We start from the raw sequence: 17,137 nt of genomic DNA, 5'->3' as shown, positions 1-17,137 counted from the left end.
CAGTGTCATGTAAGACACCACAACGAGGAGGTACGCCGATGTCCCGTTCCCTGCCACTGGTCGTCGTCATTCCCGGTATCGGGGGAAGTAAACTCGCGGATGCGTCTGGCACAATCGTCTATAGAGATGGTTTGGGTCCTCTCCTCAGCGTGGTGCGAGATCCGAGCGTGCTCGATCCGAACAACGAGCTGCGCCCGGTCGGACTCATCGGGCACTGTTCGGTGATATGTTGGCAACTCATGACCGGCTACGACGGATTGCTGAACGGTATCAGCAAGGGACTGGGACTACCCCCTGACCGCGTCGTAACCGCCGGTGAGGAACTGGTCGACCCTGACGCGACCGTGGTCGCTTTTCCATACGATTTCCGCCGGTCGGTGGAACATATCGCCAATGATTTGGACCGTGTGGTGCGCGCGCGGGCGCAGGGACGGCGCGTAGTGCTCGTCGCGCACTCGATGGGCGGCCTGGTTGCCGCGTGGTGGTGGGCTTTCCTTAGCGAAGGTATCGATGTCGCTGAGATCATTACGCTAGGAACACCATATCGAGGTGCTGCGAAGGCTCTCAATGTCTTGGTTAATGGGATGCGCATCGGGCCATATGTGCCTCAGGCTGTTACTGACACGGTGAGGACATGGGATTCCGTCTTCGATCTGCTGCCCCACTACCAGGTTGTCGACGGGAATGATAAGTACCGGTACCCGTACGAATTGCCTTCCGGCATCACGTCGGCCATCACTGGGTTCTCAGGCAAAGCGCTCAACGCCTATCAGAAGAACCGATGTTTGCATGATGCGCTGGTCAATAAGGTTGCAGAGAGTGGGCGCAATCCCTTCACTGTCTACTACTCGCAGGGACACGCGACTCTGGGGCACGCCAGCATCGATACTCACTCGGATCAACTCGTGGTGGCCAAGGGAAACCCGCGAGCTTTCCACGCGAGCTGGGATGGTGGCGACGGGACGGTTCCGATGTTCTCGACAATTCCCCGCGTCGTGGAAAGAGATGTTTCCCGGTGGCGGCGACTGGCTGGCAAGCATCAAGACCTTGTGGAAGAGAAGTCGGTGTTTGGGCATGTGTCGGAGTATGCGCGGGATCGTTTGCCCGCTGCGGCCAGGGGGGCTCGCCGACATGACGTCGATGCATACCTGCAGCTCGATCTCGACGATGTCGTGCTCGCGGGCACTGACGCTGAGGTGAGGCTGCGCGTGGTAGACAAGGCTGGCAGTGTATTGGATGTGGGGAATGTCGGCGGCAACGTCGGCGGTAAACGGTTCCTGGCGAACCGCCGTGACGACGGGTGGTGGTCGGCTCAGCTTCCGGCGCTGGAGGAGGGCGTGCACTCGTTGATGTTGTCCGCGACGGGTGTGCCCAACGTCGATCGTCTTGTGTTGAAGACGCAGGTGGGGGCAGCTTCGTGAACGAGCGCAATCTGTGGGATTCAATCAACCACCCGATGGGGCTGGCGGATATGGTTCACGTCGGGTGGGTGCAGCGCTTGCTTCGTTCTGCGGATTGGATGGGTTTTCCTGGTCCTGAGCCTGACCTCGTCGCTCACGGACAGACGCGAGTGGGCCCTCATGCGAGGAGAATTTTTGAAAAGTTTGCGGAGCTAGGGATTGAATGGGTCTCTGAGCCGACGGATAGTGAGCCTGGCGCGCAGCGTATTCGGCCTGTCAATGAAGTGCTTGCTTTTAGGAAAGCGACGTGTATTGATCTGTGTGTGGCCTTTTGTTGCGCTGCGCTTGATGCCGGTATCTACCCGCTGATCTTGACGGTGACGGCTGACGGTGGGCAGCGGCGGCACGCGATCGTCTTGGTGCCCATGGAACGTCAATGGGTCATCGGGTGCGACGTCCTCATCGACGAGGGGTTCAGCCGTGAGTCGATGCTGCCTAATCGGGAAGACCTGAGAGCTCTCGTGGTCGGGTCCGCCGATGATCCCGGGGGTACGTGGCTGGCGATTGACGTACAGCAGGTCACTGAATCAGATGGCAATTGGAAAACTGCACTGTTTTTGGGCGCTGAGTATGTCCACGACTGGGAGTGGGACGTCTGTGTGGACGTTGGGGGGCTGCGCAGCCGTACCCCTGATCGTGTGCTTCCTCCCGGGGGGCACATCGAGAGGGTCTTGGCCCCTGCTTATGCCGAGCTGCCCGAGGATTTCACGCCCCTGCAGCTGATCAAGGCTCGGCACGGCGTCGTGCCGTACCAGCAACGCGCCGAGATGCGCCAGCTTCGCGCATGGGCGATGACAGTGCCGAGTGATAGTCGAACTGGGAGGAACGGACGGAATGCCGATATCTCCGTTGCCGTTGTGACGGGGGCTGGCGGTTCAGGTAAGACGCGTATGGCTGCGCAGCTGTGCGACGATCTGTCCAAGATCGGATGGTACACGGGGTTTTTGCCTTCGACGACCGAGGTGACGGATGAGGAGCTGGCTGCTCTCGCGGCGGTAACCACGGAGCTGTTGGTGGTGGTGGACTACGCCGAGGAAGCTCGGCGAGGTCTCATCGCACGGGTGGTTCGTAAGCTGCGGGCGAGGGAATCGGCGACCCGGATCGTGTTGACAGCGCGTGGCGCCGACGCGTGGTGGGAGGAGTTCCGCGAGGAGGCGGAGCAAGACGGAACCGTACTGAGTAACACGCTGTCACTGTCCATTCGGGGCAAGCAACAGGTGGAGAGGGATCCGTGGTTCTTCGGACGCATGTATCGCAGGGCGGTACAGCGTTTCTCCCATGATCTCAATGGTGTTGTTCCGACAGACGTTGAGGTTCCCGACTACCTGGGGGACACCGCTCTTGACGTGGTGTTGAGGGCCTGGCTTGCCGTGTGCGGCGACAATGATAGGGCTCAGGAGGCTATGCCGACCCGGGAAGAGCTCTACGACAAAGTACTGTCGATTGAGTTTGCTCGGTGGCGTAAGGAGCCGAAACTGGGAAGGATCAGCCGTGACCACCTGCGTCGTGCGGCTGCCACACTCAGCCTGCTAGCCCCGAAGCGGGACACAGATGAGATCGACGACGTCCTGAGCAGATTGCCAGAGTGGAGTCAGGAGCATCTGCTCCGCAGTCGTTTCGCAGAACTGCTTGTCCAATCCCTCTTGCGTGATGACGGTGCTGAGGCCGTGAGCCTGCGGCCCGATCCGGTTGCCGAACACCTCATCCTGGAGGTATTCGGAAAGAATCCGGACCTGCTGGATCGGGTGCTTCCACAGGGTCCGGTGCAGCTACCTGGCTTAGACGACCCCGATGCTGAGGACTCGGTTGTTACGCGTGCGCTTGAGATGGGCCAACAGGTGCGCAACGCGTGCGTGACCCTCACACGGGCCTCCTCTCTCGATAGAGAGGTGGCACTTCGCCTGGCCCGGCGTGCTCTCCGTGAGAGGCCATTCCTGTGGAAGGAGGCACTGGACGTCGCGCTCGCTCAGGGAGGACCGCTGGCACCCGCTCTCGAAGCGCTCATCGAATCAGGTGCGACCCTGCCACTCGGTGAGATTGATGATGCGATTCCTGCCGGGCACCCGGCGTTGGCAGGAGCTGCCTTGGCGGCGACCAGGCGCCTTGCGACTTCCGCTGAGCGGAGTCCGGAGGAACAGGCACACTGGGCCAATAACCTGTCCATTCGTCTGTCCGACGTTGGCGAGCGAGCAGCGGCGTTGGTGGCGGCCTGCGTGGCGGTGGAGCTGTATCGCGGGCTGGCTGAGGCTTCCCCGGCGGCCTACGCCCCCGACCTGGCAATGTCGTTGAATAACCTGGCGAATCGTTTGTCGGAGGTGGGGGAGCGGAATGAGGCGTTGGAGGCTGCCCGCGAGGCGGTGCGTTTGCGCCGAGCGCTCGCTGAGGCTTCCCCGGTGGCCTACACCCCGAACCTGGCTACGTCGTTGAATAACCTGGCGAATCGTTTGTCGGAGGTGGGGGAGCGGAATGAGGCGTTGGAGGCTGCCCGGGAGGCGGTGCGTTTGCGCCGAGCGCTCGCTGAGGCTTCCCCGGCAGCTTACACCCCCGACCTGGCAATGTCGTTGAATAACCTGGCGAATCGTTTCTCGGCGGTGGGAAATCGGAACGCGGCGTTGGAGGCGGCCCGCGAGGCAGTGGAGCTGTATCGCGGGCTGGCTGAGGCTTCCCCGGCGGCCTACACCCCGAACCTGGCTGCGTCGTTGACTAACCTGGCGAACATTTTGTCGGCGGTGGGGGAGCGGAATGAGGCGTTGGAGGCTGCCCGCGAGGCGGTGCGTTTGCGCCGAGTGCTGGCTGAGGCTTCCCCGGCGGCCTACACCCCGAACCTGGCTGCGTCGTTGAATAACCTGGCGAACATTTTGTCGGCGGTGGGGGAGCGGAATGAGGCGTTGGAGGCTGCCCGCGAGGCGGTGGAGCTGTATCGTGGGCTGGCTGAGGCTTCCCCGGCGGCCTACGCCCCCGACCTGGCTGCGTCGTTGAATAACCTGGCGAACATTTTGTCGGAGGTGGGGGAGCGGAATGAGGCGTTGGAGGCGGCTCGTGAGGCGGTGGAGCTGTATCGTGGGCTGGCTGAGGCTTCCCCGGTGGCCTACACCCCGCGCCTGGCTGGGTCGTTGACTAACCTGGCGATTCGTTTGTCGGAGGTGGGGGAGCGGAATGAGGCGTTGGAGGCGGCTCGTGAGGCGGTGGAGCTGTATCGTGGGCTGGCTGAGGCTTCCCCGGCGGCCTACACCCCGCGCCTGGCTGGGTCGTTGACTAACCTGGCGAACATTTTGTCGGAGGTGGGGGAGCGGAATGAGGCGTTGGAGGCGGCTCGTGAGGCGGTGGAGCTGTATCGTGGGCTGGCTGAGGCTTCCCCGGCGGCCTACGCCCCCGACCTGGCAATGTCGTTGACTAACCTGGCGAACATTTTGTCGGAGGTGGGGGAGCGGAATGAGGCGTTGGAGGCGGCTCGTGAGGCGGTGGAGCTGTATCGTGGGCTGGCTGAGGCTTCCCCGCAGGCCTACGCCCCCGACCTGGCTGGGTCGTTGAATAACCTGGCGAACATTTTGTCGGAGGTGGGGGAGCGGAATGAGGCGTTGGTGGCGGCTCGTGAGGCGGTGCGTTTGCGCCGAGTGCTGGCTGAGGCTTCCCCGGCGGCTTACGCCCCCGACCTGGCAATGTCGTTGAATAACCTGGCGGCCTTTTTGTCGGAGGTGGGGGAGCGGAATGAGGCGTTGGAGGCTGCCCGCGAGGCGGTGGAGCTGTATCGTGGGCTGGCTGAGGCTTCCCCGGCGGCCTACACCCCCGACCTGGCAATGTCGTTGACTAACCTGGCGAACATTTTGTCGGAGGTGGGGGAGCGGAATGAGGCGTTGGAGGCTGCCCGCGAGGCGGTGCGTTTGCGCCGAGCGCTGGCCGAGGCTTCCCCGGCAGCCTACACCCCCGACCTGGCAACGTCGTTGAATAACCTGGCGAACATTTTGTCGGAGATGGGAAAGCAGGATGAGGCGTTGGAGGCTGCCCGCGAGGCGGTGCGTTTGCGCCGAGTGCTGGCTGAGGCTTCCCCGGCAGCCTACACCCCGAACCTGGCAACGTCGTTGACTAACCTGGCGAACATTTTGTCGGAGGTGGGAAAGCAGGATGAGGCGTTGGAGGCTGCCCGCGAGGCGGTGCGTTTGCGCCGAGCGCTGTCCGAGGCTTCCCCGGCGGCCTACACCCCGAACCTGGCTGCGTCGTTGACTAACCTGGCGAACATTTTGTCGGAGGTGGGAAAGCAGGATGAGGCGTTGGAGGCTGCCCGCGAGGCGGTGGAGCTGTATCGCGGGCTGGCTGAGGCTTCCCCGCAGGCCTACACCCTGAACCTGGCAATGTTGTTGACTAACCTGGCGATTCGTTTGTCGGCGGTGGGGGAGCGGAATGAGGCGTTGGAGATCTTCGTTGAAGGCGTTGATTGCTTCTCGCCAGCTGTGCGTGCCCGCTTGCTGGTGGCTAGGGCCCACTGGCGTGACGACGGCGGAGAAGCGGGGGATGTCGTCGCGGCGGCCCGGGAAGCAGACTCCACTGATGATCCGGTGCTCCTGGGCCCGGTGCGCCGCATGATCGCCCGAGCGGTCACCGATGCGGGAATAACGGACACGGGTCTTCCCCGCTGGGCCATCGTCGACGCTGAGTCGGCGACTTCCAGGATTGAGGGATGGCTCGAGTGTAGCGATCTAGCGCAGCGGGCGGCTTTTCTCGAAGCGCAGTGGAGCTCGCCGTCGGCCTCGGAGAGAGCAACGCTGGCCGCCCTTGCCGAGCTGTACGTGGACCGTCCCCCTGTTGCCGAGCTCGCTGCCCTCGTGGAGCACATCGCTGACGAGGGTATACAGGCCGTCACAACCGATCTGCGGACCCATCACCGAGCTCGGCTGCTTGCGCGCGACTGGCGTGAGGCTCACGTGAACGGGAGAGGAGCAAGCTTCCTGCGCGAGCACACGAGGGGCAACCCCGATGCGTCGCGCGGCGAAGATCAGATCAGCGAGGGTGACAAGCAAGAGCCAGAGGAATGGGAGAAAGACCTAGGCGACCCCGACATGAGAACCCAAGTCCTCCAGGTGCTGGCGGCAACGCTCCCGGAGGCTGAGGCAGCCAGTATGGAGAGTGTTCTGACGCTTGCGGAACTCACGGATCCGAGAACCGCCTACGATGCGCACGGCAGCGACGAGGGCGCCGAAGACACGCTCAGAGAGCTGCTCGAGGCGCGCAATTGGCGGGCGATGGTCACCATCCTCGGAGTGCGCCCGTCCGTGGCGGAGTCGACCTACGGGCGTATCGCCCGTCTGCTGTCTGCAGCCGTCAACGACGAACCCGTACAGAGGCTGCGCGAACTCTACGAGCATGCGAACGCGGAGATGGACGCGATCCACCGCAGGCAGCTCCAGGCCCTGCTCGACAAGGCCCTCGGAACCGACCAAAGCCCGAAATCGTTTTTTGATCTTCTCCTTTGGGTCAAGGAGTAGGTGTGTAGGGGCCAGAGAGACACGATATTTTGTAGCGAACGGTTCAACAATCAAATGTATGTCGACGATTCTAAGGGGGACATCCTAATGAGAATCAATTTGTATGATGTCTTGTGTTTCTACCGAAACGTGTACACCTTGGTATTGCGTCATGAGTGATCGGTTTTTCTGGGATTCGGTCAAGTATCCGACGGGGTTGGTGGATATGGTTCACGTCGGGTGGGTGCAGCGCTTGCTCCGCGCTGCGCAGTGGAGCGGTTTCCCCGGTCCTGAGCCTGACCTCGTTGCTCACGGACAGACGCGAGTGGGCCCTCATGCGAGGAGAATTTTTGAAAAGTTTGCGGAGCTAGGGATTGAAAGGGTCTCAGAGCCGACGGATAGTGAGCCTGGCGCACAGCGGATTCGGCCCGTCAACGAGGTGCTTAAATTCGGCAAGGCGACGTGCGTGGATCTGTGTGTGGCCTTTTGTTGCGCTGCACTCGATGCCGGGATCTACCCGCTGATCTTGACGGTGACGGCTGACGGTGGGCAGCGGCGGCACGCGATCGTCGTGGTGCCGATAGAACGTCAGTGGGCCATGGGGTGCGACGTCCTCATCGACGAGGGGTTCAGCCGTGAGTCGATGCTGCCTAATCGGGAAGACCTGAGAGCTCTCATGGTCGAGTCCGCCGATGATCCCAGGGGTACGTGGCTGGCGATCGACGTCGAACAGGTGACAGAACCTGGGGCTGGGTGGGGCGTTGCGCTCTCCCGCGGTGCCGCCTATATCCGGGACTGGGACTGGGATGTATTAGTGGACATTGGGGGTCTGCGCAGTCGCATCCCTGATCGGGAGATTCCGCCCGGGGGGCACATTGACAAGGTGTTGATGCCAGCGCGCACTCCGTTACCTATAGATTTCACGCCTCTGCAGCTGATTCGGGCGCGGCATGCAATTGTTCCGTTTCAGGAAGGTCCTGAGATTCAGCAACTTCGAACCTGGGCCACGAGAATGCCGGAGGAAGCTGCGAGGCATGAGGGTGATGGTGATATCGCTGTTGCTGTGGTGACGGGGGCAGGGGGGACTGGGAAGACACGTATGGCAGTGCAGTTGTGCGAAGAACTTTCGGGAAAGGGTTGGTATACAGGTTTTTTGCCGTCGACGACGGAAATAACGGACGCGGAACTGTCGGCTCTAGTGGAGGTGGCAACGGAGCTGTTGGTTGTGGTGGACTACGCCGAGGAAGCTCGGCGAGGTCTCGTCGCACGGGTGGTTCGCGTGCTGCGGGCCAGGCAGTCGCCGACCCGGATCGTGTTGACAGCGCGTGGTACAGACCAATGGTGGGATGATTTTCGACGAAGGATGGTGCAAGATGGTAATGATATGAATAGAATTCTCAGGATATCAAACCTGGGGCAAACGCATCAAGATACAGATCCATGCGTGTTTACCAATCTTTACAAAAGAGCTGTTGAAAAGTTCTGTGAACATATGAAGGTGGATCTCCCCTCAAATGGTGTTGTGCCAAATGATCTTGGTGGCACAGCACTCGATGTTATCCTGCGAGCATGGCGTGCAGTGTGCAGTGAAAGAGTAGATAGTACAGCAATGCTATCGGATCAGAGTGAGCTTTATGAGAGTGTATTAGAGATAGAGTTTGCTCAGTGGCGCAAAGCTCCAATACTAGCGGAGGTAAGCACCAGGCATCTTCACCGAGCTGCTGCAACTTTGAGTTTAATTTCACCTGCGTCAGATGAAGAGCAGGTGGACGCTGTCCTTAGTGCGCTCCCGGAGTGGAGCAGTGAACACTTACGCCGTGGGCGCTTTGCAGAGCTTCTCGTGCAGGCACTGTTGCGTACAGACGGTAAAAAACCTATCTGTCTCCAGCCAGATCCTGTGGCAGATCATCTTATCCTTACGGTTTTTGGAAATAATCCAGAGCTCTTAGACGATATCCTTTCTTAAAGATTGAAGGAGTGGGTTATGGTTGTCAAATATCCTCGCGCAAGTCAAATTAATGCTGAGCGTAGTCGCGTGCGCGAACAACAGCTGGGGAACGTGTTTAGTGCTCTCACTCGTGCGGCCTCTCTAAATAGGGAAGCGGCAGAAGAGATTGCTTGTCAGACTCTGAGGCATCATCCGCATTTGTGGCGTAATGCGCTGGGTGTTGCAATTGCGCAGGGAGGACCGTTTGTGTGCGCCTTGGAGGACTTAATCAACTCTGGTGCTGATCTTCCTTTTAAGGATATTCTGGAAGAAATTTCACCTGGGGATGCTTCCTTGCGGAGGGTTGCGCTGGCAGCGACTAATCGTTTGGTTGCTTGTGCTCAACCAGGTACTGAAGAACAGTTGTCCTGGCAAATTCTGTTAACGAAACGTCTGTTAGAGATGGGTGAGTGGGCCAAAGCGTTAACGTCTGCAGAGAAGGCTTTGGAAGTATGTCGCGTTCTGTCTGAGGGGTCACCTTCGGCGTATGCTGTGCAATTTGCTGAGGCATTAACTCTACTCGGGCATTCGCGATATAAGTTAGGTGCGACTGTTGAGGCGGAATATGCGGTCCGAGAGGCGGTGAAACTCTATCGAGAGTTGGCTAAATCAGAGCCGTCTGGGGATCATGTAAAGTTGGTTGATGCTCTCAACGAGCTGGCTTCTATTCTGCGCGCGAATGGTAAACAAGGTGAGGCGCTGGATGCAATGCGTGAAGCGCTGCGTTTCCGCTGGTCGATGAACGGGAATCTGTCAGTGTCGCAAATGGATGACGAGATTGGAGATTCTGCCGATCGTGCCCCACTCGAAGGGGACACGGAACAGATGGCCGAGGTACTTAAGCATGCGCGCGACGGTGTGCAGTCGTATCGGGTGTTGGCTGAGGCTTCCCCGCAGGCTTACACCCCGAACCTGGCAATGTCGTTGAATAACCTGGCGGCCTTTTTGTCGGAGGTGGGGGAGCGGAATGAGGCGTTGGAGGCTGCCCGCAAGGCGGTGGAGCTGTATCGTGGGCTGGCTGATGCTTCCCCGCAGGCTTACACCCCGAACCTGGCTGCGTCGTTGAATAACCTAGCGAGCTTTTTGTCGGAGGTGGGGGAGCAGGATGAGGCGTTGGAGGCGGCTCGTGAGGCGGTGGAGCTGTATCGTGGGCTGGCTGAGGCTTCCCCGCAGGCTTACACCCCCGACCTGGCTGCGTCGTTGAATAACCTAGCGAATCGTTTCTCGGCAGTGGGGGAGCGGAATGAGGCGTTGGAGGCGGCCCGCGAGGCGGTGCGTTTGCGCCGAGCGCTGGCTGAGGCTTCCCCGCAGGCTTACACCCCCGACCTGGCTGCGTCGTTGAATAACCTGGCGAACATTTTGTCGGAGGTGGGGAAGGTGAATGACGCGTTGGTGGCGGCCCGCGAGGCGGTGGAGCTGTATCGTGGGCTGGCTGAGGCTTCCCCGCAGGCTTACACCCCGAACCTGGCTGGGTCGTTGAATAACCTGGCGAATCTTTTGTCGGAGGTGGGGGATCGGAATGAGGCGTTGGTGGCGGCCCGCGAGGCGGTGCGTTTGCGCCGAGCGCTGGCTGAGGCTTCCCCGCAGGCTTACACCCCGAACCTGGCAATGTCGTTGAATAACCTGGCGGCCTTTTTGTCGGAGGTGGGGGAGCGGAATGAGGCGTTGGAGGCTGCCCGCAAGGCGGTGGAGCTGTATCGTGGGCTGGCTGAGGCTTCCCCGCAGGCTTACACCCCGAACCTGGCTGCGTCGTTGAATAACCTAGCGAGCTTTTTGTCGGAGGTGGGGGAGCAGGATGAGGCGTTGGAGGCGGCTCGTGAGGCGGTGGAGCTGTATCGTGGGCTGGCTGAGGCTTCCCCGCAGGCTTACACCCCGAACCTGGCTGCGTCGTTGAATAACCTAGCGAATCGTTTCTCGGCAGTGGGGGAGCGGAATGAGGCGTTGGAGGCGGCCCGCGAGGCGGTGCGTTTGCGCCGAGCGCTGGCTGAGGCTTCCCCGCAGGCTTACACCCCCGACCTGGCTGCGTCGTTGAATAACCTGGCGAACATTTTGTCGGGTGTGGGGGAGCGGAATGAGGCGTTGGAGGCGGCCCGCGAGGCGGTGCGTTTGCGCCGAGCGCTGGCTGAGGCTTCCCCGCAGGCTTACACCCCGAACCTGGCTGGGTCGTTGAATAACCTGGCGATTCGTTTGTCTGAGGTTGGGGAGCGAGCAGAGGCGTTGGTGGCGGCTCGTGAGGCCGTGGGGCTGTATCGCGGGTTGGCTGAGGAGTCTCCGGCGGCGTACACCCCGAACCTGGCGATGTCGATGAGTAATCTTTCGAATTGTTTGTCGGCGGTGGGGGATTGGGAGGCGGCGCTGGAGGTGGCCCGTGAGGCTAGGCAGCTGGTGGATGATTTGCCTCAGGCTGCTGTCCTTGGCGTCGATTCTGACAGCGCCGCTCACGATTTGTCCTTGAACGCTGAATAATGCACAGGTGAATTGCCACGATGGGAGGCTTCTAAGCTGCTGGGGGACTTTCCGTTTGCATTTTCGCAATGCAAACAAACGTACAGGCACGACCACCTTCGAGTGGGCTCCCGGCTTCGCCCCGGCCTCGGCCTCCGAGCTGGCCAAGGGCCTGCACGCCCTGACCTGGAACGACCGTCCCCTCGATCAGTGGTCGTGAGCCTCCTCGGCGCCTGAGTGTCCGGCCTCGGGTGCCACGAACGCTGAGACCTCGTAGGGGAACGAGCGGTACTTGAAGTACCCCTCCAGGTAGGAGAGGTGCTCCTCACACGCCAGCCACGTTTTCGTGCGGGCGCGGTGGATCGCCGGATTACGCCAGTCGATCCGGTAGATCGCGGCGTTCGTGCATTCGCGCGCCGAGCAGATGCCCGAGGCGCTTTCGACTCCCAGAGCCATGGTGTCCTCCCCATGCGGTTACGCTTGGAAGTATGCCAACCCTCGTTCTCGTTCGCCACGCGCAGGCCGCCTACAACTATCCCGACCGTTCCCGCCCGCTCACCGACGCCGGGCGAGACCAGGCCGCGCGCCTCGGGGCGACCCTCGCCCGCGAGATCGGCGCATTCAGCGTCGCCGTCTCCTCCGACGCCCAGCGCGCCCGCGAAACCTTCGCGGCGATCCTCACGCGCGCGGGCGCCGACGAAGCCTGGCACGACCGCTCCATCTACGACGGCGGCGAGGAGGAGATCATCGAGCTGGCCCGCACCTTCACGGGCGAGGCAGGCCTGATCGTCGGGCACGAGCCCGTCATCTCCTACGCCGGATACATCCTCGCCCGCCAGGAGGACCGAGGGGCGGCCGACAGGGGAGTGCCGACGGCCACCGCCCTGGTCCTCTCTTTCGACGGCACGTGGGAGGACCTCGCACCTGGAACATGCGCCATGAGGGTCTTCTACACCCCACCGACCCGATAGCTTGCGTGCCCCGGACAGGCGGCCACGGCCTCGTCCCCGATCCTGTGACGGTGTTTACGTTTGTCCACGAGCACGCCACACACATGGGGAAGCGCCCCATTGACGCGATAGAATGTGCCGGTATCTATCCACCCAACAGGGAGAAGTGATGTCGGGACACTCTAAGTGGGCGACCACTAAGCACAAGAAGGCCGCCATTGACGCCAAGCGCGGCAAGCTCTTCGCGCGCCTCATCAAGAACATTGAGGTTGCGGCTCGCACGGGCGGCGGCGACCCCGCTGGCAACCCGACGCTGTACGACGCCATCCAGAAGGCGAAGAAGAACTCCGTCCCCGCCGACAACATCGACCGCGCCGTCAAGCGCGGATCCGGTGCCGAGGCCGGTGGCGCCAACTACGAGACGATCATGTACGAGGGCTACGGCCCCAACGGCGTTGCCTTCCTCGTCGAGTGTCTCACCGACAACCGCAACCGCGCCGCCTCCGACGTGCGCCTGGGCTTCACCCGCCACGGCGGCTCCCTGGCCGACCCCGGTTCGGTCTCCTACCTGTTCTCGCGTCGCGGCGTCGTCGAGGTGCCCGCCGCCGACGGTGTGGATGAGGAATCCATCATGATGGCCGTCCTGGACGCCGGAGCCGAAGAAGTCGAGGATGCCGGCGAGCTCTTCGTCATCGAATCCGACCCCAAGGACGTCGTCGCCGTGCGCACCGCCCTGCAGGAGGCCGGCATCGACTACGACTCCGCCGAAGTCCAGTTCGTCGCCTCCACCGAAGTCGAGCTCGATCTCGAGGGCGCCCTGAAGGTCAACAAGCTCATCGACGTTCTCGAGGACTCTGATGACGTGCAGAACATCTACACGAACATGTCGCTGAGCGACGAGGTTCGTGCCCAGCTGGAAGAGCAGGAGTAACCATGAGCGAGAGCACCGCGAAGCGCGAGGTCGGCACTCCGCAGGTCAAGCGCGGCATGGCCCAGATGCTCAAGGGCGGCGTGATTATGGACGTCGTCACCCCCGAGCAGGCCAAGATCGCCGAAGACGCGGGCGCCGTGGCCGTCATGGCCCTCGAGCGCGTCCCCGCAGACATCCGCGCCCAGGGTGGCGTGGCCCGCATGTCCGACCCGGATCTGATCGAAGGCATCATCGACGCCGTCTCCATCCCCGTGATGGCGAAGGCCCGCATTGGTCACTTCGTCGAGGCCCAGGTCCTGCAGTCCCTCGGCGTCGACTACATCGACGAGTCCGAGGTCCTCACCCCCGCGGACTACAGCCACCACATCGACAAGTGGAACTTCACCGTTCCCTTCGTCTGCGGTGCCACCAACCTCGGTGAGGCACTGCGCCGCATCAACGAGGGCGCCGCCATGATCCGCTCGAAGGGCGAGGCCGGCACCGGCGACGTCTCCAACGCGACGACGCACATGCGCAAGATCCGCGACGAGATCCGCCACCTGACCTCCCTGCCCGAGGACGAGCTCTACGTCGCGGCCAAGGAACTGCAGGCCCCCTACGAGCTCGTCGCCGAGGTTGCCCGCGAGGGTCGCCTCCCCGTCGTGCTCTTCACGGCCGGCGGCATCGCCACCCCCGCGGACGCCGCCATGATGATGCAGCTGGGCGCCGAGGGCGTCTTCGTGGGCTCGGGCATCTTCAAGTCCGGCGACCCCGCCAAGCGTGCGGCCGCCATCGTCAAGGCCACGACCTTCTACGACGACCCCTCCGTCATCGCTGAGGTCTCGCGCGGCCTGGGCGAGGCCATGGTCGGCATTAACGTCGACGACCTGCCGGTCGATCACCGCCTCGCGGAGCGCGGATGGTGACCATCGGCGTTCTCGCCCTGCAGGGCGACGTCGCAGAGCACGTGCGGGCGCTGGAACACTCCGGCGCCCGCGCGCTGCTTGTGCGCAGGGTTTCTGAGCTCGACCAGGTCGACGGCCTGGTCATCCCGGGCGGCGAGTCGACCACCATGTCGAACTTGCTGCTCTCCTTTGGTCTGTTTGATGCGCTGAATTCGCGCATTGCGTCCGGCATGCCCGTCTACGGCACGTGCGCGGGCATGATCATGCTCGCCTCGTCGATCCTGGATGGGCGCAAGGACCAGCGTTCTTTCGGCGCCCTCGACATGGTCGTGCGTCGCAACGCCTTCGGCCGACAGGTGGACTCCTACGAGGAGGACCTGGACGTCGCGGGACTGGAGGGCGGCCCCTTCCACGCCGTGTTCATTCGAGCCCCATGGGTTGAGTCGGTCGGCGAAGGCGTCGAGGTGATTGCGCGCGCGGGCAACAGCGCCGACGGTCCGATCGTGGGCGTGCGCCGCGGCAACGTGATGGCGACGTCCTTCCACCCCGAGGTGGGAGGCGACGACCGTATCCACGGCCTCTTCGTCACTATGGTGGCGCGCGCCTGATGCGCGTGATGGGGATTGACCCCGGTTTGACGCGCTGCGGCCTCGGCGTCGTTGACGTGGATGAGTCGCGGCGCGCGAGCCTCGTCTATGTCGGCGTGGCCCGCACCGACAAGGATCTGGCCACGCACTTTCGCCTGCGTACCATCGCGGATGCGATCGACGCGGTCATCGAGCAGTACCGGCCCGAGGTCGTCGCAATCGAGCGCGTGTTCGCGCAGGACAACCTGCAGTCGGTGACGACGACCATGCAGGTGATGGGAGCGGCGATGACGTGCGTCGGGCGCGCCGGCCTGCCGATGGCGGTCCACACGCCCTCGGAGGTCAAGTCGGCCGTGTCCGGCAACGGAAACGCCGATAAGGCCCAGGTCCAGACGATGGTCGCGCGCATCCTCGGCCTCGCCAAGGCGCCCAAGCCCGCGGACGCGGCCGATGCCCTGGCGATCGCGATCACGCACGCCTGGCGGGGGACCGGCCTGCTCGGGGCGCCCGAGGATTCCTCGGTCGCCGTGTCCATCTCCGGGCGCCTGACCTCGCGCGGGTCCATGACGCCCGCTCAGCGGGCGTGGGCCGAGGCCCAGGCCGCGCAACGCCGCACGGGTGCCGTCGACCCGAGGCGCAGGCGCGGCTAGAATCGTACATATGTTCGCCCGCGGTCTCGCGGGCGAGTGACCAGGGAAAGGACCGTAGTGATCTCGATTCTGCGCGGCGCTGTCGCAAGCGTCGGACTCGACCACGTCGACGTCGTGGTCGGTGGCATTGGCTTCCGCGTCCACGTGACCCCCGCCTTCGCGCAGGCGGCCCCGCGCGATGAGGAGATCACCGTCTACACCTCGATGATCGTACGCGAGGACTCGATGACCCTCTATGGCTTCGAATCCTGCGACGAGCGCGACGTCTTCACCAAGCTCCTGTCGGTGTCGGGAATCGGCCCGAAGATCGCGCTGGCCGCCCTGGCCGTCCTGCGCCCCGACGACCTGCGCCGCGCCGTGCGAGACCAGGACCTGGCCACGCTCCAGCGGATCCCCGGAGTGGGCAAGAAGTCGGCTCAGCGCATGGCCCTGGAGATCGGCGACAAGCTGGGCAGCCCCGCGGCCCTGCCCGGAGCCGAGCCGACCGCGCCGCCCGCGCCGAGCCAGGACGCGGTCGCCGCCGAGGTGAGCGCCGCCCTCGTGGGCCTGGGCTGGTCCGAGGCGCAGGCAGCCAAGGCCATCGAGAAGCTCGCGGGCAGCGGGCTCGGGGCCTCCGACATGCTGCGCGCCGCGCTCGTGAGCCTGGGAGGCGGCCGTGGCTGACCAGCCCGACATCGAGTCGATGCGCATTGTCGCCCCGGACGCGGGTGAGCTTGAGCGCGCCGCCGAGGCGGCCCTGCGCCCCAAGAAGCTCTCCGAGTTCGTCGGTCAGCGCGTCGTGCGAGGCCAGCTGCAGCTGGTCCTGGACGCCGCCCGCATGCGCTCGGCCACCCCCGACCACGTGCTCTTGGCCGGCCCCCCGGGACTGGGCAAGACGACACTCGCCATGATTATCGCCGCCGAGATGGGCACGTCGCTGCGCCTGACCTCCGGACCTGCGATTCAGCACGCCGGTGACCTGGCTGCGATCCTGTCGGGCCTTCAGGAAGGCGACATCCTCTTTATTGACGAGATCCACCGCCTGGCGCGCACCGCCGAGGAGATGCTCTACCTGGCGATGGAGGACTTCCGCGTCGACGTGGTCGTCGGCAAGGGACCCGGCGCCACCTCCATTCCCCTGACGCTGCCGCCCTTCACGGTCGTCGGCGCTACCACGCGCTCCGGCCTGCTGCCGGCCCCGCTGCGCGACCGTTTCGGTTTCACCGCTCACCTGGAGTTTTACGAGACCGAGGAGCTCCAGTCGGTCGTGACGCGCTCCGCGACCCTCCTGGGATTGCCCATCGACGCGCGCGCCGCCCACGAGATCGCCTCGCGTTCGCGCGGAACACCCCGCATCGCGAACCGGCTCCTGCGCCGCGTCGTCGATTACGCCCAGGTGCACGGGGACGGGACCCTGACGCTGGACGCGGCGCGCGGCGCCCTCGAGCTCTTCGAGGTCGATCCCTCCGGCCTGGATCGCCTGGACCGCGCGGTCCTCGACGCGGTGTGTCGTCGTTTCGCCGGCGGCCCCGTGGGACTGACGACCCTGTCCGTGACCATCGGCGAGGAGGCGGAGACAGTCGAGACGGTCGCCGAACCCTACCTGGTGCGCGAAGGGTTCCTTGTGCGCACCAATCGCGGACGCATGGCGACCCCGAAGGCCTGGGGACACCTCGGCCTCGCGCCGCCCGCGCCGGACGGCGCTCTCTTCGACTAGGGGAGTGGGCCTCGTCTCCGATGGCGCTGGTCCCGGCCGCCCGCGGGGTGACAAATCAAGACGCTGGCGTCGATGCGCCGCGCCGCAT

The 17,137-nt window shown here is 63.4% G+C and carries 12 protein-coding genes and 2 pseudogenes; 13 read left to right on the top strand and 1 reads right to left on the bottom strand.

What is annotated here, in order from left to right; genetic code table 11:
* Positions 1-38: 38 nt before the first annotated feature.
* From QU663_RS06055 to QU663_RS06035, 6 genes and pseudogenes are all read left to right on the top strand, one after another.
* Positions 39-1,421: an acyltransferase gene (locus tag QU663_RS06055; protein ID WP_034482239.1), complete on the top strand. Its 1,383-nt coding sequence runs from the start codon at positions 39-41 to the stop codon at positions 1,419-1,421.
* Positions 1,422-2,350: 929 nt separating this feature from the next.
* Positions 2,351-6,940 carry a tetratricopeptide repeat protein gene (locus tag QU663_RS06050; protein WP_304990520.1) on the top strand — a complete coding sequence of 1,530 codons (4,590 nt, stop codon included), beginning with the start codon at positions 2,351-2,353 and terminating at the stop codon, positions 6,938-6,940.
* 151 nt (positions 6,941-7,091) lie between these two features.
* The gene (locus QU663_RS06045; protein WP_304990519.1) at positions 7,092-8,885 is read left to right on the top strand and encodes a hypothetical protein; all 1,794 of its coding nucleotides are present in this window, start codon (positions 7,092-7,094) and stop codon (positions 8,883-8,885) included.
* An 18-nt stretch (positions 8,886-8,903) separates the two neighbouring features.
* Positions 8,904-9,596 (top strand): annotated as a pseudogene (locus QU663_RS10615) (hypothetical protein); the annotation flags it as partial.
* 75 nt (positions 9,597-9,671) lie between these two features.
* Positions 9,672-11,372: a tetratricopeptide repeat protein gene (locus tag QU663_RS06040; RefSeq protein WP_304990518.1), complete on the top strand. Its 1,701-nt coding sequence runs from the start codon at positions 9,672-9,674 to the stop codon at positions 11,370-11,372.
* 79 nt (positions 11,373-11,451) lie between these two features.
* Positions 11,452-11,571, top strand: a pseudogene (locus tag QU663_RS06035) (histidine phosphatase family protein); the annotation flags it as partial.
* Here QU663_RS06035 and QU663_RS06030 read toward each other — a convergent pair.
* Positions 11,559-11,807: a hypothetical protein gene (locus tag QU663_RS06030; RefSeq protein ID WP_021611030.1), complete on the bottom strand. Its 249-nt coding sequence runs from the start codon at positions 11,805-11,807 to the stop codon at positions 11,559-11,561. The pseudogene QU663_RS06035 and the gene QU663_RS06030 overlap by 13 nt on opposite strands.
* 32 nt (positions 11,808-11,839) lie before the next feature.
* On the opposite strand from QU663_RS06030, the gene QU663_RS06025 reads away from it, so the two are divergent.
* The 7 genes from QU663_RS06025 (at position 11,840) to ruvB (ending at position 17,049) form a co-directional block, all read left to right on the top strand.
* Entirely contained in the window at positions 11,840-12,322 is a 483-nt protein-coding gene (locus QU663_RS06025) for a histidine phosphatase family protein (protein ID WP_021611029.1), read from the top strand.
* 148 nt (positions 12,323-12,470) lie between these two features.
* Complete coding sequence (locus tag QU663_RS06020; RefSeq protein ID WP_021611027.1) at positions 12,471-13,232, top strand: YebC/PmpR family DNA-binding transcriptional regulator; 762 nt, start codon at positions 12,471-12,473, stop codon at positions 13,230-13,232.
* Positions 13,233-13,234: 2 nt separating this feature from the next.
* Entirely contained in the window at positions 13,235-14,137 is a 903-nt protein-coding gene (pdxS, locus tag QU663_RS06015) for a pyridoxal 5'-phosphate synthase lyase subunit PdxS (protein ID WP_009057597.1), read from the top strand.
* Positions 14,131-14,724, top strand: coding sequence for a pyridoxal 5'-phosphate synthase glutaminase subunit PdxT (gene pdxT, locus QU663_RS06010; protein WP_021611026.1), 594 nt, complete (start codon positions 14,131-14,133; stop codon positions 14,722-14,724). Before pdxS ends, pdxT begins: the two co-directional genes overlap by 7 nt.
* Positions 14,724-15,353: a crossover junction endodeoxyribonuclease RuvC gene (gene ruvC, locus QU663_RS06005; protein WP_021611025.1), complete on the top strand. Its 630-nt coding sequence runs from the start codon at positions 14,724-14,726 to the stop codon at positions 15,351-15,353. Before pdxT ends, ruvC begins: the two co-directional genes overlap by 1 nt.
* Positions 15,354-15,410: 57 nt before the next feature.
* Complete coding sequence (gene ruvA, locus QU663_RS06000) at positions 15,411-16,016, top strand: Holliday junction branch migration protein RuvA (protein WP_296490622.1); 606 nt, start codon at positions 15,411-15,413, stop codon at positions 16,014-16,016.
* Between the two features lie 19 nt (positions 16,017-16,035).
* Positions 16,036-17,049, top strand: a complete 1,014-nt coding sequence (gene ruvB, locus QU663_RS05995; RefSeq protein WP_156912117.1) for a Holliday junction branch migration DNA helicase RuvB — start codon at positions 16,036-16,038, stop codon at positions 17,047-17,049.
* Positions 17,050-17,137: the final 88 nt, after the last annotated feature.

This window comes from Schaalia sp. HMT-172 (assembly GCF_030644365.1).
In the GTDB taxonomy this organism is placed as follows: Bacteria; Actinomycetota; Actinomycetes; order Actinomycetales; family Actinomycetaceae; genus Pauljensenia.
This window is presented reverse-complemented; position numbering and strand designations above follow the sequence as displayed.